At 65.5% G+C, this 20,667-nt stretch carries 16 protein-coding genes; 10 read left to right on the forward strand and 6 right to left on the reverse strand.

Going from position 1 to position 20,667, the window contains the following annotated elements:
* The first annotated feature begins 246 nt into the window (after positions 1 to 246).
* From H7U20_RS00085 to H7U20_RS00120, 8 genes are all read left to right on the forward strand, one after another.
* Positions 247 to 894 (forward strand): PepSY-associated TM helix domain-containing protein, encoded by a 648-nt coding sequence (locus H7U20_RS00085; protein WP_199517554.1) that lies wholly within the window; start codon positions 247 to 249, stop codon positions 892 to 894.
* Between the two features lie 34 nt (positions 895 to 928).
* Positions 929 to 1,444: a DUF2271 domain-containing protein gene (locus H7U20_RS00090; protein WP_199517556.1), complete on the forward strand. Its 516-nt coding sequence runs from the start codon at positions 929 to 931 to the stop codon at positions 1,442 to 1,444.
* A gap of 9 nt (positions 1,445 to 1,453) precedes the next feature.
* Positions 1,454 to 2,278: a DUF4198 domain-containing protein gene (locus tag H7U20_RS00095; protein WP_199517558.1), complete on the forward strand. Its 825-nt coding sequence runs from the start codon at positions 1,454 to 1,456 to the stop codon at positions 2,276 to 2,278.
* Positions 2,279 to 2,346: 68 nt separating this feature from the next.
* Positions 2,347 to 3,522: an FAD:protein FMN transferase gene (locus tag H7U20_RS00100; RefSeq protein ID WP_370593036.1), complete on the forward strand. Its 1,176-nt coding sequence runs from the start codon at positions 2,347 to 2,349 to the stop codon at positions 3,520 to 3,522.
* On the forward strand, positions 3,519 to 4,883 hold the full coding sequence (locus tag H7U20_RS00105; RefSeq protein WP_199517560.1) for a sulfite reductase subunit alpha: 1,365 nt from the start codon (positions 3,519 to 3,521) through the stop codon (positions 4,881 to 4,883). Before H7U20_RS00100 ends, H7U20_RS00105 begins: the two co-directional genes overlap by 4 nt.
* 317 nt (positions 4,884 to 5,200) lie before the next feature.
* A complete protein-coding gene (locus H7U20_RS00110; RefSeq protein WP_199517562.1) occupies positions 5,201 to 7,948 on the forward strand; it encodes a TonB-dependent receptor in 2,748 nt (915 codons plus the stop codon).
* 536 nt (positions 7,949 to 8,484) lie between these two features.
* The gene (locus H7U20_RS00115) at positions 8,485 to 11,181 is read left to right on the forward strand and encodes a TonB-dependent receptor (RefSeq protein ID WP_233410389.1); all 2,697 of its coding nucleotides are present in this window, start codon (positions 8,485 to 8,487) and stop codon (positions 11,179 to 11,181) included.
* 477 nt (positions 11,182 to 11,658) lie between these two features.
* Complete coding sequence (locus H7U20_RS00120) at positions 11,659 to 14,409, forward strand: TonB-dependent receptor (protein WP_199517566.1); 2,751 nt, start codon at positions 11,659 to 11,661, stop codon at positions 14,407 to 14,409.
* 84 nt (positions 14,410 to 14,493) lie between these two features.
* On the opposite strand, the gene H7U20_RS00125 is transcribed toward H7U20_RS00120, so the two are convergent.
* From H7U20_RS00125 to H7U20_RS00150, 6 genes are all read right to left on the reverse strand, one after another.
* On the reverse strand, positions 14,494 to 15,675 hold the full coding sequence (locus tag H7U20_RS00125; protein ID WP_199517568.1) for a DUF2325 domain-containing protein: 1,182 nt from the start codon (positions 15,673 to 15,675) through the stop codon (positions 14,494 to 14,496).
* A gap of 9 nt (positions 15,676 to 15,684) precedes the next feature.
* The gene (locus tag H7U20_RS00130; protein WP_199517570.1) at positions 15,685 to 16,017 is read right to left on the reverse strand and encodes a hypothetical protein; all 333 of its coding nucleotides are present in this window, start codon (positions 16,015 to 16,017) and stop codon (positions 15,685 to 15,687) included.
* A gap of 69 nt (positions 16,018 to 16,086) precedes the next feature.
* Positions 16,087 to 16,275 carry a hemin uptake protein HemP gene (hemP, locus tag H7U20_RS00135; RefSeq protein WP_199517572.1) on the reverse strand — a complete coding sequence of 63 codons (189 nt, stop codon included), beginning with the start codon at positions 16,273 to 16,275 and terminating at the stop codon, positions 16,087 to 16,089.
* Between the two features lie 316 nt (positions 16,276 to 16,591).
* On the reverse strand, positions 16,592 to 17,392 hold the full coding sequence (locus H7U20_RS00140) for a Crp/Fnr family transcriptional regulator (RefSeq protein WP_199517594.1): 801 nt from the start codon (positions 17,390 to 17,392) through the stop codon (positions 16,592 to 16,594).
* Between the two features lie 355 nt (positions 17,393 to 17,747).
* The gene (locus H7U20_RS00145; RefSeq protein ID WP_199517579.1) at positions 17,748 to 18,392 is read right to left on the reverse strand and encodes a response regulator; all 645 of its coding nucleotides are present in this window, start codon (positions 18,390 to 18,392) and stop codon (positions 17,748 to 17,750) included.
* A 106-nt stretch (positions 18,393 to 18,498) separates the two neighbouring features.
* Positions 18,499 to 18,978, reverse strand: coding sequence for a universal stress protein (locus tag H7U20_RS00150; protein WP_199517581.1), 480 nt, complete (start codon positions 18,976 to 18,978; stop codon positions 18,499 to 18,501).
* Positions 18,979 to 19,429: 451 nt separating this feature from the next.
* Here H7U20_RS00150 and H7U20_RS00155 point away from each other — a divergent pair, with 451 nt between their 5' ends.
* Positions 19,430 to 20,257, forward strand: a complete 828-nt coding sequence (locus tag H7U20_RS00155) for a protein phosphatase CheZ (protein WP_199517582.1) — start codon at positions 19,430 to 19,432, stop codon at positions 20,255 to 20,257.
* On the forward strand, positions 20,257 to 20,667 hold a 411-nt coding region (locus H7U20_RS00160; RefSeq protein ID WP_199517584.1), incomplete at its 3' end, for an Hpt domain-containing protein. The genes H7U20_RS00155 and H7U20_RS00160, both read left to right, overlap by 1 nt.

Raw genomic sequence — 20,667 nt, forward strand, 5'->3', positions numbered from 1 at the left:
GGTTAGGCTGAGTCCGCCTAAGCCGGTCCGCATCGCGGCGCGGAAGAAAAGGGAAGTTGCGGCAGGCTGCGCAACTTCCCTTTTTTGCGTGCCGTCGCCGCGCATAGATTTGTATTGAATTGTGTCAACGAAGAATTCCCGATTGACTTCGCAAATGATAATCATTATCATTTGTAGTTGGCTGGCGCCGGCAAGCCCCGTGCGCCGCCCCTGCCACCCGCTGTTTCTATCATTGAAGGAAGTCCATTGAGCGCACCACAAGCCGCGCAGGCCCGCAACGCCAGCCGCGCCGTCTGGTTGAAGAACCTGCACCAGTGGCACTGGATCAGCTCGGCGCTGTGCCTGCTCGGCATGCTGTTGTTCAGCGTCACCGGCATCACCCTGAACCACGCCGCGCAGATCGAGGCCAAGCCCAGCGTGACGCGCCGGCAGGCCAGCCTGCCGGCGCCGCTGGCGGCCACCTTGACGGCCTACGCCGCCGAGCACGACGGCGACCGCGCCGCGCTGCCGGCCGCCGCCGAACAATGGTTGCGCGACACCTGGTCGCTGAAGGCCGGCGGCCGCCCGGCCGAGTGGTCGGCCGACGAGGTCTACCTGCCGCTGGCCAAGGCCGGCGGCGACGCCTGGGTGCGCATCGCGCTGCCGGACGGCGCCGCCGAGTACGAGAACACCGACCGTGGCTGGATCTCCTGGCTCAACGACGTCCACAAGGGCCGCAACACCGGCCCGGCCTGGAACTGGTTCATCGACATTTTCGCCGGCACCTGCCTGCTGTTCTGCCTGACCGGCCTGCTGATTTTGAAGTTCCACGCCACCAACCGCCCGTTCACCTGGCCGATGGTCGGCCTGGGCATCCTGATTCCGTGTGCGATCGCGCTGTTGTTCATCCATTGATTCATCCATTCATTCCCTTTTTGACAGGCACTCCATGAAATTACGCTACTCCATCGCGCTCAGCATGCCGCTGATCAGCGCCTCGGCAATGGCGGCCGATCTGGCCCTCAAGCTCGAAGTCCCGCAACTGAACGTGGCCGAGTACCACCGTCCCTATCTGGCGGCCTGGCTGGAGAACGCCGACCAGAAAGTGGTGGCCAACCTGGCCGTGCTGTACGACGTTAAGAAGAAGGACAACGCCGGCACCAAGTGGTTGAAAGACATGCGTCAGTGGTGGCGCAAGAGCGGCCGCGACGTCGAGATGCCGCTCGACGGCGTTTCCGGCGCGACCAAGGCGCCGGGCGAATACACGCTGAACTTCCCGCTGGCCAAGGCGGCACTGGACAAGTTGCCGGCCGGCCAGTACCAGCTGGTCATCGAAGCGGCGCGCGAGGCCGGTGGCCGCGAGGCCGTCAAGGTGCCGCTGCAGTGGCCGCCGAAAAGCGCGCAGAGCCTGGCCGCCAAGGGCAAGGAAGAACTGGGCGCCGTCGTAGTTCAACTCAAGCCTTGAGGCGAGACCATGAAAAAACTGAATAAACCGTTGTTGGCGCTGGCCCTGGCCGGTTTGGCCCTGAATGCCCAGGCGCACCGTCCGTGGCTGCTGCCGTCGTCGACCCTGGTCGACACCAAGGAAGCCTGGGTCACCGTCGACGCCGCCATCTCCGAGGGCCTGTTCGACATCGACCACCAGCCGCTCAAGCTCGACGGCATCGTCGCCACCGGCCCGGACGGCGCCCGCGTCAACCTCGACAACGCCAGCACCGGCAAGCTGCGCAGCACCTTCGACCTGCGCCTGGCCAAGCCGGGCACCTACAAGATCAGCCTGGTGTCGCAGGGCGTGTCCGGCAGCTACAAGGACAAGGCCGGCGACATGAAGCGCTTCCGTGGCAGCGAGGAAAGCCTGGCCAAGGACGTGCCGGCCGACGCCACCGACGTCAAGCTGACGCGCAACTATGGCCGCTTGGAGACTTTCGTCTCGACCGGCACGCCGAACGAGGCGGTGTTCAAGCCGAGCGGCGTCGGTCTGGAGCTGGTGCCGGTCACCCATCCGAACGACATGCGCAGCGGCGAGCGCGCCACTTGGCGCTTCCTGCTCGACGGCAAGCCGGCGGCCAACCAGGCCTTCAGCCTGATCCCCGGCGGCGTGCGCTATCGCGGCACCTTGGGCGAGATCCGCCAGAGCACCGACGCCAAGGGCGAGATCAGCTTCGAGCTGCCGGCCGCCGGCATGTACATGGTCAGCAGCAGCTGGCCGCTGGCCGCCCCGGCCGTCGCCGGCGCGCCACCGCCGGCGCCGGCGCGCCGCGTGACCTACGCGGCCACCGTCGAAGTGCTGCCGCAATAGTGAGTGTGGTGAGCGGGCAGGCCAGCGGTGCTCACGGCGGGCCGGCGCTTGAGCGGGCGGGCGGACAGTTGAGCCAGCCGCTGAATCAGCCGCTGAGTCAGTCGCTGAATCAGCCGGCGAGCCGGCCGGCGCCGCCGCGCCGCGTGTTGCTGCCGGCGCAGATCAGCGATCGGCCGGCGCCAGCGCACGGCGCCATCCGCGACTTCGCCGGCGTCAGCATGGGCACCGGTTGGTCGGTGCGGTTGGTCGACCACGGCCGCGCCGCCACCTTGCCGCCGCGTTTGCAGCAGGGCTTGCAGGGCCAGCTCGACCTGGTCGTGGCGCAGATGAGCCACTGGCGGGACGACTCCGACCTGGGCCGCTTCAACCTGGCCGAGGCCGGCAGCTGGCACAGTTTGCCGGACGAATTTTTCACCGTGCTGGCCTTCGCCATGCGCGTCGCCCGCGACACGGGCGATGCCTATGATCCCTGCGCCGGCGCCATGGTCAACCTGTGGGGCTTCGGTCCGGCCGGCGGCTTCGACCGGCCCGGCTTCGTGCCACCCGACGGCGCCCAGGTGGCGCGGTTGCTGCAGCGGCGGCGCCAGGCCCGGGTCGAGCTCGACCATGCCGGCCGGCGCGCCCGCCAACCGGGCGGCGTGCTGCTCGATTTGTCGGCCGTCGCCAAGGGCTACGGCGTCGACCGCCTGGCCGAGTACCTGGAGGCGCAAGGTATCCGCCACTACCTCGTCGAGGTCGGCGGCGAACTGCGCGGCGCCGGCGTCAAGCCGGACGGCCAGCCCTGGTGGGTGGCGCTGGAACAGCCCGGCGCGCCAACGGCCGGTATGGCCACGGTCGACACGGCCACTGCGGATGCGGCCGCTGCCGATGCGGCCACGGCCGCCGCGCCGGCCGGCCCGGCCTCCGCCGACGGCGAGCTGGTGCTGGCGCTGCACGGCCTGGCCGTGGCCACCTCGGGCGACTACCGGCGCTATTTCAACGCCGCCGCCGAGCAGTCGCAACGCTATTCCCACACCATCGATCCGCGCAGCGGCGCGCCCATTGTCAATCAATTGGCCTCGGTGACGGTGCTGCATGCCCAGTGCATGGCCGCCGACGCCTGGTCCACCGCGCTCACCGTGCTCGGCCCCGAGGCCGGCCTGGCGCTGGCCGACCGGCTTGGTCTGGCGGCGCGCTTCGTGTTGCGCACGCCGGACGGCTACACCGAACGGCTGAGCGCGACCTTCCAACAGATGCTCGCATGAACTTCACCAACGATCCGACCCGGCTGCTGTTACTGGCCGGCCTGACCCTCAGTTACGCCATGGTCTGCCTGGCGCCCTATCTGCGCCAGCGGCGCAAACGCCAGGCGGCGCGTCTGGCGCGCCAGCAGGCCGGCCAGGCGCCGGCTTGGCTGGTCGCCTACGCCAGCCAGACCGGCAACGCCGAGGAGTTGGCGCGGCAGACCCACGCCACCTTGGCGCTGGCCGGCATTGCCGCCCGTCTGTGCGAGCTGTCCGAGCTGACGGCGGCCGAGCTACAGGGCGCCGAGCGGGCGCTGTTCCTGGTCAGCACCTACGGCGAGGGCGACGCGCCCGACACCGGCGCCGCCTTCGCCCAGCGCCTGCTGGGCGGCGAGCTGCCGCTGGGGCAGTTGCATTACGCCGTGCTGGCGCTGGGCGACCGTGCCTACAGCCACTACTGCGGCTTCGGCCGCGCGCTGGACCGCTGGCTGGCCGGGCAGGGCGCCCAGGCGTTGTTCCCCCGCATCGAGGTCGACCGCAGCGCCGACGCCGCCATCGCCCAGTGGCGTCAGCAGCTGAGCCACCTGGCCGGCACCAGCGACGCGCCCGACTGGGGCGCGCCGGCCTTCGCCGGCTGGCGCCTGGCCGAGCGGCGCCTGCTCAACCCGGGCAGCGCCGGCGCGCCGCTCTACCATCTGGAACTGGAACCGCAGTCGGGCGTCTTGCCGGATTGGCAGTCGGGCGACCTGGTGCAGGTGGCCGCGCCGGCCGAGCCGGAGCGGCCGCGCGAGTATTCGATCGCCTCGGTGCCGGCCGACGGCCGCGTCCACCTGCTGGTGCGCCTGCACCGCCACCCGGACGGCACGGCCGGCCTGGCCTCCGGCTGGCTCTGCCTGCAGGCGGCGCCGGGCGAGGTGCTGCCGCTGCGGCTGCGGCCGCACCGCCGCTTCCGTCTGGAGGACAACGCGACGCGGCCGCTGATCCTGATCGGCAACGGCAGCGGCATCGCCGGCCTGCGCGGCCACCTGCGCGCCCGCGCGCTGGCCGGCCAGGGCCGCCTCTGGCTGCTGTTCGGCGAGCGCAACGCCGCCTTCGACGCGCATTACGCCGACGAGCTGGACGGCTGGCGCGCCGACGGCCTGCTCGAACGCCTCGACCTGGTCTATTCGCGCGACCAACCGCGGCGCCGCTATGTGCAGGACCGCCTGCTCGAGCAGGGCGAGGCCTTGCGCGCCTGGCTGGCGGGCGGCGCCGCGCTGTACGTTTGCGGCAGCCTGGACGGCATGGCCGCCGGCGTCGACCGGGCGCTGCGCCAGCTGTTGGGCGGCGCCGCGCTGGACGCGCTGGCCGCCGCCGGCCGCTACCGGCGCGACGTCTACTAAACGCCGCAAGCGCCGGCGCCGCGCCGGCATGCCGCTAATTGTTGCAGATTGTTCACATATATTGTTCCGTCGAAATCGAAATCGGCGCATTAAGTTTTGCAAAGTTTGCAACTTGCTAAACTTGCTGCGTTTGTTTCTGATTTGTATCTGTGTTGCAATAATGTGGCTTAATTGCTTACACTTTTTGAAAGGCACATTAGATAATTCCCTGCTGTTGAGCAATAAAGCGAGTTCCTTCGCGCTAAGTCGCAGCTGCCGCCCCCCGGCGACACGGCCATTGCTCTGCGTTTTGTTATCCACACATCGGGAGTTACTGCATGGTTTTCAAAGAAAAGAAGAGCGTTCGTTCTGTTCGCATCGCGCTGGGCGTATTGGCCGGCACCGTGTTGATCGCCGGCCAGGTCGGCGCTGAGGAGCAACAAGTTCAACGGGTCGAAATCACCGGCTCGAGCATCAAACGCATCCAGGTCGAAGGCGCGCTGCCGGTGCAGCGCCTGACCCAGGAAGCCATCGCCAAGACCGGCGCCACCTCGATCGCCGAGCTGATCCAGGCGTTGCCGGCGATGCAGGGCTTCACCATCGCCGCCGTCGCCGCCGGCACCAACTCGGGCGGCCGCGTCTCCGCCTCGATCCACAATCTGGGCGAGGAATACACCCTGGTGCTGCTCGACGGCCGCCGCATCGCGCCGCAGGGCGACGGCAACGGCGTCAACCTGAACGCCATTCCGATGAGCGCGGTGGAGAGCGTCGAGATCCTGCTCGACGGCGCCTCGGCCCTGTACGGCTCGGACGCCATCGCCGGCGTCATCAACTTCATCCTGAAGAAAAACCTGCAGGGTGGCAGCGCCGAGGCCAGCTACGGCTCGCCGACCGACAGCCGCGCCGGGCAGAACTACAACGCCAGCCTGACCTACGGCATCGGCAACCTGCAGGAAGACCGCTTCAACATCCTGGCCACCTACCGCCACGACGAGGCCGCGCCGGTCAAGTCGGGCGACCGCAGCTTCGCCAAGACCTCGTACATCCCGTTCAGCAAGGGCGGCACCAACTACATCTACGACCGCACCAGCCCGTCGACGGTGCCGGCCAACGTGTCGCTGACCTTCAACGGCGGCCTGCCGTCGATCGGCTTCTCGCCCTACCTGAACAAGAACGGCAAGTGCCCGACGCTGAACTTCGTCAGCCTGGCCAACACCCCGACCACCAACAACTGCGCCTACGACTTCGTCGCCGCCGTCGAGATCGTGCCGGAATACAAGCGCGACAACTTCTTCACCAAGGGCACCTTCAAGGCCACCAACGACATCACCTTGTTCGCCGAGGCCGCGTTGGGCCGCATGGACCTGACCGCGCGCATCGCGCCGAACGTGGCGCCGTTCACGATCGTCAAGGACTCCGACCTGTTCCGCAACAACGTGGCGCCGTACCTGACGCCTGCCCAGGCCAACAACATCAAGAGCATGTCGGGCCAGTACCGCACCGCCGACTGGGGTAGCCGCGACAGCCAGACCATCACCGACACCACCCATGTGGTGGTCGGCGCCGAAGGCGATGTCGGCGCGTGGAACTTCAACACCGGCCTGACCTGGTCGCGCAACAAGATCGACGAGCGCTATGTCGGCGGTTACATGCTCGACGCCGAGTTCCGCGACATGCTGGCCAAGCGCGCCTTCGATCCGTTCGCGCCACTGGGCCAGCAGAGCGACGCCACCAAGGCGCTGATCGCCAAGTCGATCTTCCACGGCTCGATCCGCGAGGCCTCGACCACGTTGAAGGGCATCGACGGCCATGGCTCGCGCGAGCTGTTCGAGCTGCCGGGCGGCGCCGCCAGCATCGGCCTGGGCGGCGACTACCGCCAGTTCAAGTACAAGCAGACGCCGTCCGACGCGGCCGACGACGGCATGATCTACAACCTGAGCGCACCGGCGGCCTATGACATGACCCGCACCACTTACGGCGCCTTCGCCGAGTTGTCGGCGCCGCTGACCAAGGAGCTGGAGCTGACTTTGGCCGGTCGCTACGACAGCGTGTCGGCGATCGACAGCGCGCTGGAACAGCGCAAGGTCGGCAAGAAGGAGACCGGCAACACCTACAAGGTCTCGGCCCGCTGGACGCCGATCAAGACCTTGCTGCTGCGCGGCTCCTACGGCACCGGCTTCAAGGCCCCGGGCATGCTCGACATCGCCCAGCCGCTGGTGGCCGCCGGTGTCACCGCCAACAGCTACGAGTGCCCGATCGCCAGCAACGAGTTCTGCAAACCGGGCCGCGGACAGTATCCGGTGGTCTCCGGCGGCAACGAGGAGCTGCGTCCCGAGCGGTCCAAGCAGTACACGCTGGGCTTCCGCATCGAGCCGAACGCCAGCTTCACCTTCGGCGCCGACCTGTGGAGCGTGAAGATGACCGACCAGGTGTCGTCGGTCAGCGAGCAGCAGATCTTCGGCGATCCGGTCAAGTTCCGCAGCCTGTTCACCACCTTCAAGGAAGTGGCGACCGGCAACGTCTACTGGGCCAAGAAAACCCAGCGCATCAACATCGGCAAGAGCGAAAACCGGGGTATCGACTATGATCTGGTGGCGCGCCATCGCTTCTCGTTCGGCAATTTCACCGCGACCATGAACGGCACTTACCTGATGAAGTCGGACTACACCGCGCCGGGCACCGACAACCAGTGGACCAACAGCCTGAACGTGTTCGGCATCGACAACGCGGTGGCCTTCCGCCACATCGTGCGTACCGCCGGCTCGCTCGAAACCGGCGCGCTGACCAACACGTTGACGATGAACTACCGCAACGGCTACGAGGATGCCGATACCTCGGTGCGCAACCTGACCACGAACAAGAACGAGAACCTGCGCCTGCACGTGCCTTCGTACATCACCTTCGATTGGCAGGGTCGCTACATGTTCACCAAGACCGCCTCGCTGCGCGCCGGCATCAAGAACCTGTTGAACCGCGAACCGCCGCTGTCGCTGCGCGCCTCGTCGGGCCACCAGGTTGGTTACGATGCCCGCTATGCCGATCCGATGCTGCGTACCTTCTACGTCACCGGCAACATGCAGTTCTAATCGCTGAGTTGTTCTAGCACCCAGCCCCGGCCGCTCGCGCGACCGGGGCTTTTTTTCGCCCCGTGTCGCCGCGCCAGGGTGTGGTAAATGCAATAATGTTGTTTTTTGATGCAATGTTGTTGTAAATAATAGACATATAAAATTCCGCCAATGTGATTATTTGTCGATTAATATTTCTATATTGTGCATTTATTTCGAATTTATCATGTTTGAACTTATTTTGTGGTAAAAATGCAAACTAAAAAAGGAAACTCGTTTACACACCGTGACAAAGACATTACATAATCGTTCGCTGTTGAGCAATAGGGTGGTTTTTTCACACCGTGCCCTCTTTCTAGTCATTACGCCGTATCGCATCCGCTGGCGCCTTAGCCCACAGAATGAGGTCGGCATGGCGAGGCGGACGCATCCACCCAGGTCACCCCCCAGGCGGCACGACTATTGCTCTCGACAATGTTATTCACACATCGGGAGTACTCTGAATGGTTTTTCAAGAAAAGATTGGCGTTCGTTCGGTTCGCGTCGCACTGAGCCTGTTGGCAGGTACTGTGATGATGGCCGGCCAGGTCCGCGCTGAAGAGCAACAAGTTCAACGGGTCGAAATCACCGGCTCGAGCATCAAACGCATCCAGGTGGAAGGCGCGTTGCCAGTGCAACGCCTGAGCCAGGAAGCCATCGCCAGGACCGGCGCGACCAACGTCGCCGAGCTGATCCAGGCGCTGCCGGCGATGCAGGGCTTCACCATCGCCGCCGTCGCCGCCGGCTCCGATTCGGGCGGCGCGGTCAACGCCTCGATCCACAACATCGGCGCCGACTACACCCTGGTGCTGCTCGACGGCCGCCGCCTGGCGCCATCGCGTGCCGGCAGCGCGGTCAACCTGAACTCCATCCCGATGAGCGCGATCGAACGCGTCGAGATCCTGACCGACGGCGCCTCGGCCCTGTACGGTTCGGACGCCATCGCCGGCGTGATCAACTTCATCCTGAAAAAGAACTACCAGGGCAAGAGCGTCGAAGCGACCTACAGCTCGCCGACCGACAGCCGTGCCGGCCAGTCGCATGACTTCAGCCTGGCCTATGGTTTCGGTAACCTGGAAGAGGACCGCTTCAACGTCCTGGCGACCTACCGCCACGACGAGTCGGCGCCGGTCAAAGCCACCGACCGCAACTTCGCCAAGACCGCCTACATCCCGTTCACCAGCAACGGCACCAACTACATCTACGACCGCACCAGCGTCGGCACCGTGCCGGCCAACGTCACCGTGACCTTCAAGGACCAGACGGCGATCGCCTTCAGCCCTTACCTGAAGGCCAACGGCAACTGCCCGGCGCGCAACGTGATCAGCCTGTCGAACGACGCGACGACGGCCAACTGCGCCTTCGACTTCGTCTCGACGGTGGAAATCGTGCCGCAGAACAAACGCGACAGCTTCTTCACCAAGGGCACCTTCAAGGCCACCGACGAGATCGAACTGTACGCCGAACTGGCCTTGTCGCGCCTCGACCTGACCGCCCGCATCGCGCCGGTCACCGCGCCGTTCAGCATCGCCACCTCGTCGGCCTACTACAGCAAGAATGTGCAGCCCTACCTGACCCCGGCCCAGGCCGCCAACGTCGCCAAGGTGTCGGGCAGCTACCGCGCCTTCGACTGGGGCACCCGCGACAGCCAGACGCTGACCAACTCGACCCACTTCGTCACCGGCGCCAAAGGCGAAATCGGCGCCTGGAGCTTTGACAGCGGCCTGACCTGGTCGCGCAGCAAAGCCGAAGACCGCTACGTCGGCGGCTACGTGCTGGACAAAGAGTTCCGCAATATGCTGGCCACCAACGCCTTCGACCCGTTCGCGCCGATCGGCAACCAAAGCGATGCGACCAAGGCGAAGATTGCCAACTCGGTGTTCCACGGCACCGTGCGCGAAGCTTCGACGACGCTGAAGGGTGTCGACCTGCACGGTTCGCGCGAACTGTTCAGCCTGCCGGGCGGCAACTCCAGCCTCGGCCTGGGCGCCGACCTGCGCGAATACAGCTTCAAGCAGAACGCTTCCGACGCGGCCAACAACGGCTTGATCTACAACTTCGATCCGGCCCCGGCCTACGACCTGACGCGCAAATCCTACGGCGCCTTCGCCGAGTTGCTGGCACCGCTGACCAAGGAGCTCGAATTGAGCCTGGCCGGCCGCTATGACACCTTCGGCAAGGTCGACGACGGCGTCTTGAACCGCAGCATCGGCGAGAAGCAGTCGTCCAGCACCTACAAGGTGTCGGCGCGCTGGCAGCCAACCAAGACCACGCTGCTGCGCGGCTCCTACGGCACCGGCTTCAAGGCCCCTGGTCTGCTCGACCTCGGTCAGCCGCTGGTCAACGCCGGCGTCACGGCGACCAGCTACAAGTGCCCACCGCTGGGTCAGCCGGCACTGTGCAAACCGGGCACCTCGCAGTACCCGGTGCTGGAAGGCGGCAATGAGAACCTGCGTCCGGAAAAATCCAAGCAGTTCTCGGTCGGCTTCCGTGTCGAGCCTAGCGCCGCGTTCTCCTTCGGCGCCGACCTGTGGGACGTGAAGATGACCGACGCCGTTTCGGGCGTCACCGAAGCGCAGATCTTCCTCGACCCGGTCAAGTTCCGCAGCCTGTTCACCACCTACACCGAACCGGCCACCGGCGACACCTACTACGCCATCAAGAAGCTGTCGGTCAACATCGGCCAGACCCACAACCGGGGTATCGACTATGACCTGGTGGGCCGCCACCGCTTCGACTTCGGCAACCTGACCGCCAACCTGTCGGGCACCTACCTGATGAAGTCGGAATACACCAAGGCCGGCAGCGCCGACGAATGGACCTCCTCGCTGAACTTCTTCGGCACGGACGACAATGTGGCCTTCCGCCACATCGTGCGCGCCCAGGCGACGCTCGACACCGGCGCACTGAGCAACTCGTTGACGATGAACTACCGCAACGGTTACACCGATGCGGAGGCGAAAGTGCGCAACCTGGCCACCAACCTGGACGACAAAAAATTCCGTCTGCAAGTGCCGTCGCACATCACCTTCGACTGGCAAGGTCGCTACGCCTTCACCAAGACCGCCGCCGTGCGCGTCGGCGTGAAGAACCTGCTGAACCGCGAACCGCCGCTGTCGCTGCGCGCCTCGTCGGGCCACCAGGTCGGCTTCGATCCGCGTTACGCCGATCCGATGCTGCGTACCTTCTACATGACCGGCAACGTGCAGTTCTAAGCACCCGCTGGTAGGACAGAAAGCCCCGGCCGCCCAGGTTGCCGGGGCTTTTTTTCGCCCCGCGTTGTGTGGAAATACAACGGCGCCCAATACACTATTTCCGCCAATTCGGCTGTTGTAAATAATTAACAAATATAGTTCTTTGAAATGCGAATACTGACGCTCCATGTTCCGTGGAAATTTCATTTCGCCAAACTTGTTATGTTTGTACTTATTTTGTATCTAAAATGCAAACGAAATGGCGAAAAGCGTTTACACAATGTGACAAAGAAGTTACATAATTGCCCGCTGTTGAGCAATAGGGTGGTTTTTTCACACCGTGTCCTCTTCCTTGTCACCACTCCGCATCGCATCCGCTGGCGCCTTTGCCCACAGAATGACGTCGGGACGGCGAGGCGGACGTAGTCATCCCAGGTTTATCCCAGGCGGTACGGCTATTGCTCTCGACAATGTTATTCACACATCGGGAGTACTTGAATGGTTTTGCAACAAAAGATTGGCGTTCGTTCGGTTCGCCTCGCCCTGAGCGTATTGGCAGGCACCGTGATGATCGCCGGCCAGGTCCGCGCTGAAGAGCAACAGATTCAAAAAGTCGAAATCACCGGTTCGAGCATCAAGCGTATCGCCGTCGAAGGCGCGCTGCCGGTGCAGCGCCTGTCGCAGGAAGCCATCGCCAAATCGGGCGCCACCAACGTCGCCGACCTGATCCAGGCCCTGCCGGCGATGCAGGGCTTCACCATCGCCGCCACCGCCGCCGGCTCCAATTCGGGCGGCCGCGTCTCGGCCTCGATCCACAACATCGGCGAGCAATACACCCTGGTCCTGCTCGACGGCCGCCGCATCGCGCCGTCCGACTCGGGCAGCACGATCAACCTGAATTCGATCCCGATGAGCGCCGTCGAGCGCGTCGAGATCCTGACCGACGGCGCCTCGGCCCTGTACGGCTCGGACGCCATCGCCGGCGTCATCAACTTCATCCTGAAGAAGAACCAGCGCGGCGGCATCGTCGAGGCGACCTACAACACCCCGACCGACAGCCGCAAGGGCCAGTCCTACAACACCAGCATCACCTACGGCGCCGGCAACCTGGAAGACGACCGCTTCAACATCATCGCCAGCTACCGCCACGACGAGACCGGCCCGATCAAGGCGACCGACCGCGATTTCGCCAAGACCGCCTACATCCCGTTCAGCAACAATGGCAACAACTACATCTACGACCGCACCAGCCCGGTCACCGTGCCGGCCAACGTCGCCGTGGTGTACAAGGGCGACCAGCCGTCGTCGAGCTTCAGCCCCTACCTGCTGAAGAACGGCAACTGCCCGGCGCTCAGCTACGCCAGCCTGTCGAACAACGCCAACTCGCGCAACTGCTCGTTCGACTTCGCCTCGACCGTCGAGATCGTGCCGCAAAACAAGCGCGACAGCTTCTTCACCAAGGCCACCTTCAAGGCCACCGACGACATCGCCGTCTTCGCCGAAGTGGCCCTGTCGCGCTACGACATGACCGCGCGCATCGCGCCGAACACGGCGCCGTTCACCATCGACACCAAGTCGGCGCTGTTCGCCAACAACGTGCTGCCCTTCCTGACGCCGGCCCAGGCGGCCGACGTGGCCAAGGTCTCGGGCACCTACCGCACCTACGACTGGGGCACCCGCGACGCGCAAACCGTGACCGACTCCAACCACCTGGTGCTGGGCGCCGACGGCGAGATCGGCGCCTGGAGCTTCGGCACCGGCCTGACCTGGTCGCAGAACAAGATCGAGGAACGCTATGTCGGCGGCTACGTCCGCAGCAAGGAGTTCAAGTCGATGCTGGCCACCGCCGCCTTCGATCCGTTCGCGCTGATCGGCGGCCAGAGCGGCGCCACCAAGAGCCTGATCGAGAACTCGAAGTTCGTCGGCACGCTGCGCGAGGCCTCGACCACGCTGCGCGGCATCGACGCGCACGGTTCGCGCGAGGTGTTCACCCTGCCGGGCGGCGCCGCCAACATCGGCCTGGGCGCCGACTACCGCAAGTACAGCTTCAAGCAGACGCCGGCCGCCGCCGCCGTCAACAACGAGATCTACAACGTCAGCGCGCCGGGCGCCTACGACATGAGCCGCAACAGCTACGGCCTGTTCAGTGAATTGATCGCCCCGGTGACCAAGGAACTGGAACTGAGCATGGGCGTGCGCTACGACGCCATCGGCGCGATCGACGACGACCTGGCCCACCGCACGGTCGGCCAGAAGCAGTCGGCCGGCACCTACAAGGTGTCGGCCCGCTGGCAGCCGGCCAAGACCGTGCTGGTGCGCGGTTCCTACGGCACCGGCTTCAAGGCGCCGAGCATGTTGGAACTGGCCCAGCCGCTGGTCAGCGCCGGCGTCACCGCCTCGGTGCACGACTGCCCGATCGCCGACAAGGTGCTGTGCCGTCCGGGCGTGGTGCAGTACAACAAGATGTCGGTCGGCAACGAGAACCTGAAGCCGGAGAAATCCAAGCAGTACTCGATCGGTTTCCGCTACGAGCCGAGCTCGGCCTTCACCATCGGCGCCGACCTGTGGGACGTGCGCATCAAGGATGCCGTCGACGCCGTCAGCGAAACGTTGATCTTCAACGATCCGGTCAAGTACCGTTCCTTGTTGAGCACCTTCACCGAGCCGTCGACCGGCAACACCTACTGGGCCATGCAGTCGCCGCCGGTCAACCTGGGCGAGAAGCACAACCGCGGCATCGACTACGATCTGGTGGCACGCCATCGCCTCGGCTTCGGCAACCTGACCGCCAACCTGAGCGGCACCTACCTGATGAAGTCGGAATACACCGTGCCGGGCGACACCTCGGGCGCTTGGACCTCGAGCCTGAACTACTTCGGCGCGGATGACCAGGTCGCCTTCCGCCACGTCGTGCGCACCAGCCTGACGCTCGACACCGGCGCGCTGAGCAACACCTTGACGATGAACTACCGCAACGGCTACACCGACGCGGAAGCCTCCGTGCGCAACCTGGGCACCAACAAGAACGAGAAGATCCGTTTGCAGGTGCCGTCCTACATCACGCTGGACTGGCAGGGCCGCTTCATGGTCACCAAGACCGCGTCGATCCGCGCCGGCATCAAGAACCTGTTGAACCGCGAACCGCCGCTGTCGCTGCGCAACTCGTCGGGCCACCAGGTCGGCTTCGATCCGCGCTACGCCGATCCGATGCTGCGTACCTTCTACGTCACCGGCAACTACCAGTTCTAAGCGGCTAGCCGCTTGAACCAAAAAGCCCCGGCCGCTTGCGCGCCCGGGGCTTTTTTTCGTCGCTTCGAAGGCGCGGCTGGCGGCTTATTCGGTGGCCGTCTCCAGGCCGCGCGCCAGGCTGGAGATGCTCGGGTTGTCGATGAACACGCAGCGCTTGCCGGTGCGCTTGCAGTGGTCCTTGACGCGCCAGTAGGCGCTGTGGCTGATGCAGCCGGTCTGGCAGATCACCAGGTCGGCCGCCGCCAGGCTGGCGTCGAGCTGGTTGGCGTTGTCCTCCAGGCCGCCGTCGTGGTGGGCGAACTGGGCGCCGCCGCGCTCGATCAGCTCGCGGTAGGTCGCCACGTTGCCGCTGCGCCCGCCCACACACAGCACGCTCTGGTCGCGCAGGCGCAGCGGCATGCGCACCACGTGTTCGGCCGGCGGGGCGGGGGCGGGCTCGGCCGGACGGGGCGCCGGCTCGGCGCGGGCGGCCATCTTCAATTCGATGATCTGCTCGCGCAGCGCGCGCTCGCGCTGCTCCATCTGCTGCAGCCGTTCGGCCAGCCGGGTGCGCGACTCCAGCCCGGGAATGGCGTCGCGCAGCTCGCTCAGCTCGGTGCGCAGCGAGTCGATCATGCTGTCCTTGCCGACGCTGTGGGCGCGCAGCTGCATCAACTGGGTGCTGTGCAGCTCGGCCTGCGAGGTCTTGTCCTGCAGCAGGGCGGCGGCGCGCTGGCGCGCCTTGTCGAGCTGGTGCTGCAGCTCGCGGTTCTCGGCCAGCGTGGCCTGGAACTTGCCCAGGTCGGCGCGCACGCAGGCGCCGGCCTGGTGCTGCACCATGTGCAGGTCGCGGCACATCTGTTCTTCCAGCTCGGGGCTGCAGCGCGGGTGGCTGAGGCCGGCCCAGAAGGCGCCGGCGACGTCGCCGTTGGCCACGGCGGCGCGCCACAGCGCGGCCACCTGCCCGCTGTCGCGGGCGGCGCGGAAGCGCAACAGCACGGCGGCGTAGCGTCGTTCCAACTCTTTCTGCAGCGCCTCGGACAGGCGGTTGCGGCTGCCGCATTCGGTCACCGCGCCGACGTGCACTTCGTAATCGTCGGCCAGCACTTTGCCGCCGCTGGCCTTGTCGACCAGCTTGCGCAGCACGCCCAGCGGCAGGCCGACGCCGACCAGCGGGCAGTGGCAGGCGTGGCCCAATTCCCACAGGCGGCGCCGGCGCGAGGCCAGCGCCGGCTCGAGGGCGCTGGCGATGTTGTGGATCAAGGGAACGTCGTGTTTATCGCACATGGCCGGCCCTCACTGCGCCGACTCGGCGGCGCGGCCACGGCCGATGATGCGGGTCAGAAAGTTGCTCTTGTCTGGACCCGGCAGCGTGCTCTCGACCACGCCGGCCCACTGCTCGGACAGTTGCTGGCAAGTGGCGCGCAGCACCGGCGCCAGCTCGGGCAGGCCGGCCAGCGCCTTCAGGTGGCGCTCGATCACCGAGGCCAGCTTGACGCAGGCGCCCTGGTCGGTGGCGCTGGCGGTGTAGTGCGACATCAGGTGCAGCACCGCCGACAGCATCAGCTCCGGACGGGGCCCGCCATCCTTGGGGGCGAGGAAAATCGGATTGCTACGGTCTATGGCCATCAAACGCTCCTGGTTGGGGTGTCGGCTGGCGGTAGGCTGGCGGGTGGGGGAGGGGGCTGCCGGACCCGCTCAGGCGGTGAGGATCAGCTTGTTCAACTGGGTGACGCGCAGCCGGTAGATCTTGCCGCCGTGTTCGATCTCCAGCTCTTTGCGGCCCTGCATCAGAACGGCGCTGTTGACGCGCGGCGTGACCTGCACGGCCTCGGTTTGCGGGGCGGTGGACGCGTCGGACCGCACGGGGTTTGGGTGGGTTTGCATCACGTGGTTGACTCCATAAATAAGAATGATTCGCATTTGCATTATTGGTGAAGATGGCTGGAAATGCAAGACTTATTTGTGCGCGCGGCGGCGCGGGGAGGGCGCGCCTGGAGCGGCCGGCGGCGGTCGGACGGGGCGGCTGGCGGGGCGGCTGGCGGCGGTGGCGGCGGACGGCCGGCCCGGACGGCCGGCCCGGGCGGCGGCTGGCGCGGCGGCGAAAAAAAGCCCGGCGCGCGAACGCCGGGCCAAGCTGGGTCTTGCGAGGGATTGCGCGGTGGGAGCGGAGCGGCGCCGGGGGCTAGGGCGCGGACCTTGCCTAGATCGCCGCCAGCAGAGGCAGCGCGGCGGGCGCCTCGGCACCGGCCTTGCTCCGGGCGGCGGCCAGTTGTTTGGCGCGGGCGCGTGACGGCGGCAGGCGGCGCAATGTTTTGAGGGCGTCGGCGTCCTTGATGCCGATGGTGCGTTGGTCGACGCTGATCAGGCCGATTTCGTTGAAGGCCGACAGCGTGCGGCTGACCGTTTCCAAGGTCAGGCCTAGGTAGCTGCCGATCTCGTGGCGCGTCATGCGCAAGTTGAACAGTTTGCTCGAATAGCCCATCTGGGCGAAGCGTTCGGCCAGCGAGACCAGGAAGCGGGCCACGCGCGCCTCGGCGCTGAGGGCGCCGAGCATGCCGATCATGGCTTGCTCACGCACCAGCTCGCGGCTCATCACGCCGTACATCATGTTTTCCAGCTCGAGGTGGATGCGCCCCAGCGCCGTCAGTTTCTTGAACGGCAGCAGGATCAGGTCGCAGTCCGACAGCGCCACCGCCTCCGACGAATAGTGCCGGGTGTGGATGCCGTCGACGCCCAGCATGTCGCCCTTCATCGGGAAACTGAGCACCTGCTCGTTGCCGAACTCGTCGATCAGCACCGTCTTGAGGAAGCCTGAGTTGACGATGTACAGCGTGTCGAAGGGCTGGCCGATGGTGTGGATGCGCTGGCCCGTCTTGAACTGCACGTGCTGGAACAACAGCTCCTCGGCGGTGATCGAACAGGCGGCGGGGATGTGCAGCAGGTCGCACACCTCCTTGAGGTTCGACCAGAGACGGCCTTGACGCTGGCGGCCGGCTTCCATCGACGAGGACTGCATGGCCGTCGTTGCGGTGGAGCGGATTTCAGGCGTTTGCGTAGACAGCATGTTCATCTCCTGGTGACAGGTAAGTCGGATTTCGTTTTGGTAATGGGAAGAACGGCCCGGGTGCGGCTGCCGCGACCGGCGGATTGCTTGACAGCGCTCAGACTGGGACTAGGCCTCGATGCAAGCGACGGCGGGCGCGCCGGCCGGCGTGACCCATTGCAACTTGCATCGACTGGTTTCAGTATGCCAACTAGGGGGGGCGATTGATATCAGCAGGCGCTGAATATGGGCGTAGGACGCGGCGCGACCTTGTAGGATTCGTCCTAACGGGCGCGCGCCGGCGGAAGGCGGCCTAGGTCTTGAAGGGGGACAACAGACGATGCGCGACGGCATATTGCACCATCTCCGACAGCGAGTTCATGCCCATCTTTTGCATGATCCGGGTCTTGTGCGTGCTCACCGTCTTGACGCTCAGGTGCAGGCCGTTGGCGATCTCGGTGATCGACTTGCCTGCCACCAACAGCGAAAACACCTCGAATTCGCGGTCGGATAGTTGCTTGTGAAGCAAGCTCTCGTTGGGCATCATGATGTTCAGCGCGAGTTGCTCGGCCACCTCGGTGCTGATGTAGGGCCGCCCCGAGGCGACCTTGCGGATCGCCCCGACCAACTGGGTGCCGGCGCTCTCCTTGGTCAGGTAGCCCTGGGCGCCGGCGCGGATGGCGCGCACGGCGTACTGCTCCTCCTCGTGCATGGTGAGGATCAGGATGGCCAGCTTGGGCGCCTCGCCGCGGATCTGGCGGATCAGGTCGACGCCGCTGCGGCCGGGCATCGACAGGTCCAGCAGCAGCAGGTCGAAGCCGCCCTGGCGCACCTGGGTCAGCACCTCGAAGCCGTCGATCGCTTCGCCGACGATATCGATGTCAGGCGCCCCGTCGAGGATGCGTTTGAGGCCTTCGCGCATGATGGTGTGGTCATCGGCAATGACAATTCGGATCATATGTGGGGTCGGAAAAAAAAGGCCCGCCTGAGGGCGGGCGTGGATAGGTGGAAAAGCAATAGTCAGAATACTACTCTAAATCGGCGACTTTTTGCTTTTTCATCAATCATGTCGCATTCTCACCGCCTTGTGGCTCCTTGATCAAGCGATGCACCAACACCGGGATCTTGGAATGCGACAAGACCTTGTTGGTGACGCTGCCCAACAACAACTGGCCCCAGCCGCTGCGCCCATGCGAGCCCATGAAGATCAGGTCGCACTGTTGGCTGGCCGCCACGTCGACGATCTTCAGCGCGGCGCTCTCGGCGAACACGGTCAGGGCGGCGCAGCGCAGGCCGCGCCGTTCGGCGGCCTCGACGATGGCCTGGACATGCTCCTGGCCGGCGCGCTGCATGGCGGCGCGGTACTCTTCCTCGCTGGGATAGCTGGGCGGGATGATCTCGACATAGATCGGGTACTGGTAGGCCGGCGCGACGAACAGGGCCAGCACCTCGGCGCCCATTTGCTCGGCGAAGGCGACGCCGGCGCAGGCGGTCTTGCTGGAGACGGCCGAGCCGTCGGTGGTGATGAGGATTTTGCGGTACATGGCTAGCCTCCCGGCCCGCTGCTGCGGATTGTGGGTGTGCGGTGCGGCGGCACCTGACTGAATTTTAGCGCCAATTCACACTATTGTAAGTCTGGAAAGACTTGATACTCATCAATGAAGTCGGCGATGCCGCGCAAGGAGCGTGCGGGGCGGCCTCGTTCCCCGCATTATTTGCACAGAAGCACTGGTTTTGTGTCCCGCCGCGTGCTTTGACGCGGTAAGCGATGTTAGTATCTGCAAATACAACAGTAAACTTGGCTTTTAACCCTTGAGGCGGGTGCGCCGGCCGGCTTTCCGGCCCTGGAGATTGAACAACCGGGCGGCGTCCTGCTACACTCGCGTAAGCGCGTTTTATTGCCGGGCGTCATCACTCCGAGGGGCCGCTTGCGGCGCCCGGGTGATATCAGCTAGTTTAGGGCAGCAATTTTACAAATTATGGAGAAGCAGGGATATGACCAACGCCGCTGATGATTTCGACGCACTATTTGATGAAGTGTCTGCGCAAAGCAAGACCGCAGCGCCCGCAGCCGCTCCCGCCGCCGCCGTAGACGATCTGGAAAGTTTGTTCGACGAAGTCGCCGCCGCCCGACCGCCCGAGAGCGCTCCCGCCGCCGCGCCGGCCCCGGCCCCGGCCCCCGCCGCCGCCGCGCCCGCCGCCGAGGAGGGCGACGCCGCCGCCGGCGACAAGCCGATGTTCGAACGCCTGGGCGGCATCGTCCGCCTGCTGCACGACTCGCTGCGCGAGTTGGGCTACGACAAGGCGCTGACCGAGGCCTCGTCGCAGATCGTCGACGCCCAGGACCGCCTGGAGTACGTCGCCTCGCTCACCGAGCAGGCCGCCAACAAGGTGCTCAACACCCTCGACGACGGCATGCCGGCGCAGGACGTGTTGTCGAAAAAATCCAAGGAGATGGAGAACCGCTGGAACGACCTGTTCGCCGGCAAGCTCAGCCTTGACGAGTTCAAGGTGCTGGCGGGCGATTCGAAAACCTTCGCCCAGGCCGTCTCCGAGGCCACCGAGGCGGAGAAGGCGCGCCTGCTCGAAATCATGATGGCGCAGGACTTCCAGGACATCACCGGCCAGCTGATCAAGAAGGTGGTGACCATCACCAAGACGGTCGAGCACGAACTGGCCGAGCTGCTGCGCGACAACGCGCCGCCGGCGGTGCGCGAGAAGATCGCGCAAAAAGAGGTCAGCCTGATGAGCGGGCCGTCAGCGCCCGCCGTCGCGCTGAACCAAGACAATGTCGATGACCTTCTTGCCGATCTGGGATTCTAATGGACGATATGCTCAAGGATTTCGTCGTCGAGGCGATGGATCTCGCGGTCAACGTTGAGGAGCACCTGCTCCGCCTCGAACGCGACCCGGAAAACAAGGAAACGCTGAACGCGGTGTTCCGCTCCTTCCACACCATCAAGGGCGGCGCCGGCTTCATGAACCTGCCGGCGATGGTGGCCGCCTGCCACCTGACCGAGAACCTGTTCGACGCCTTGCGCACCGGCGCCGCGCCGGTCACCCCGATCGCCATCGAGGCGGCGCTGCAAGCCTCCGGCTTCGTCGCCGACCAACTGGCCGAACTGTCCAACGGCGCCGAGCCGGACAGCCTGGCCGCCATGCCCGCGTCGCTCGAACTGATCCTGACCGACGCCATCGAAGGCAAGGCCTCGGCGCCGAAGGCGGCCCCGGCC

It is taken from the genome of Rugamonas violacea, from assembly GCF_016461825.1.
GTDB lineage: Bacteria > Pseudomonadota > Gammaproteobacteria > Burkholderiales > Burkholderiaceae_D > Rugamonas.

Coding starts and splice junctions, on each gene's coding strand:
- H7U20_RS00090 (WP_199517556.1), top strand. CDS start 929: ATGAAATTACGCTACTCCATCGCGCTCAGCATGCCGCTGATCAGCGCC.
- H7U20_RS00095 (WP_199517558.1), top strand. CDS start 1,454: ATGAAAAAACTGAATAAACCGTTGTTGGCGCTGGCCCTGGCCGGTTTG.
- H7U20_RS00105 (WP_199517560.1), top strand. CDS start 3,519: ATGAACTTCACCAACGATCCGACCCGGCTGCTGTTACTGGCCGGCCTG.
- H7U20_RS00110 (WP_199517562.1), top strand. CDS start 5,201: ATGGTTTTCAAAGAAAAGAAGAGCGTTCGTTCTGTTCGCATCGCGCTG.
- H7U20_RS00120 (WP_199517566.1), top strand. CDS start 11,659: ATGGTTTTGCAACAAAAGATTGGCGTTCGTTCGGTTCGCCTCGCCCTG.
- H7U20_RS00125 (WP_199517568.1), bottom strand. CDS start 15,675: ATGTGCGATAAACACGACGTTCCCTTGATCCACAACATCGCCAGCGCC.
- H7U20_RS00130 (WP_199517570.1), bottom strand. CDS start 16,017: ATGGCCATAGACCGTAGCAATCCGATTTTCCTCGCCCCCAAGGATGGC.
- hemP (WP_199517572.1), bottom strand. CDS start 16,275: ATGCAAACCCACCCAAACCCCGTGCGGTCCGACGCGTCCACCGCCCCG.
- H7U20_RS00140 (WP_199517594.1), bottom strand. CDS start 17,392: ATGGAAGCCGGCCGCCAGCGTCAAGGCCGTCTCTGGTCGAACCTCAAG.
- H7U20_RS00145 (WP_199517579.1), bottom strand. CDS start 18,392: ATGATCCGAATTGTCATTGCCGATGACCACACCATCATGCGCGAAGGC.
- H7U20_RS00150 (WP_199517581.1), bottom strand. CDS start 18,978: ATGTACCGCAAAATCCTCATCACCACCGACGGCTCGGCCGTCTCCAGC.
- H7U20_RS00155 (WP_199517582.1), top strand. CDS start 19,430: ATGACCAACGCCGCTGATGATTTCGACGCACTATTTGATGAAGTGTCT.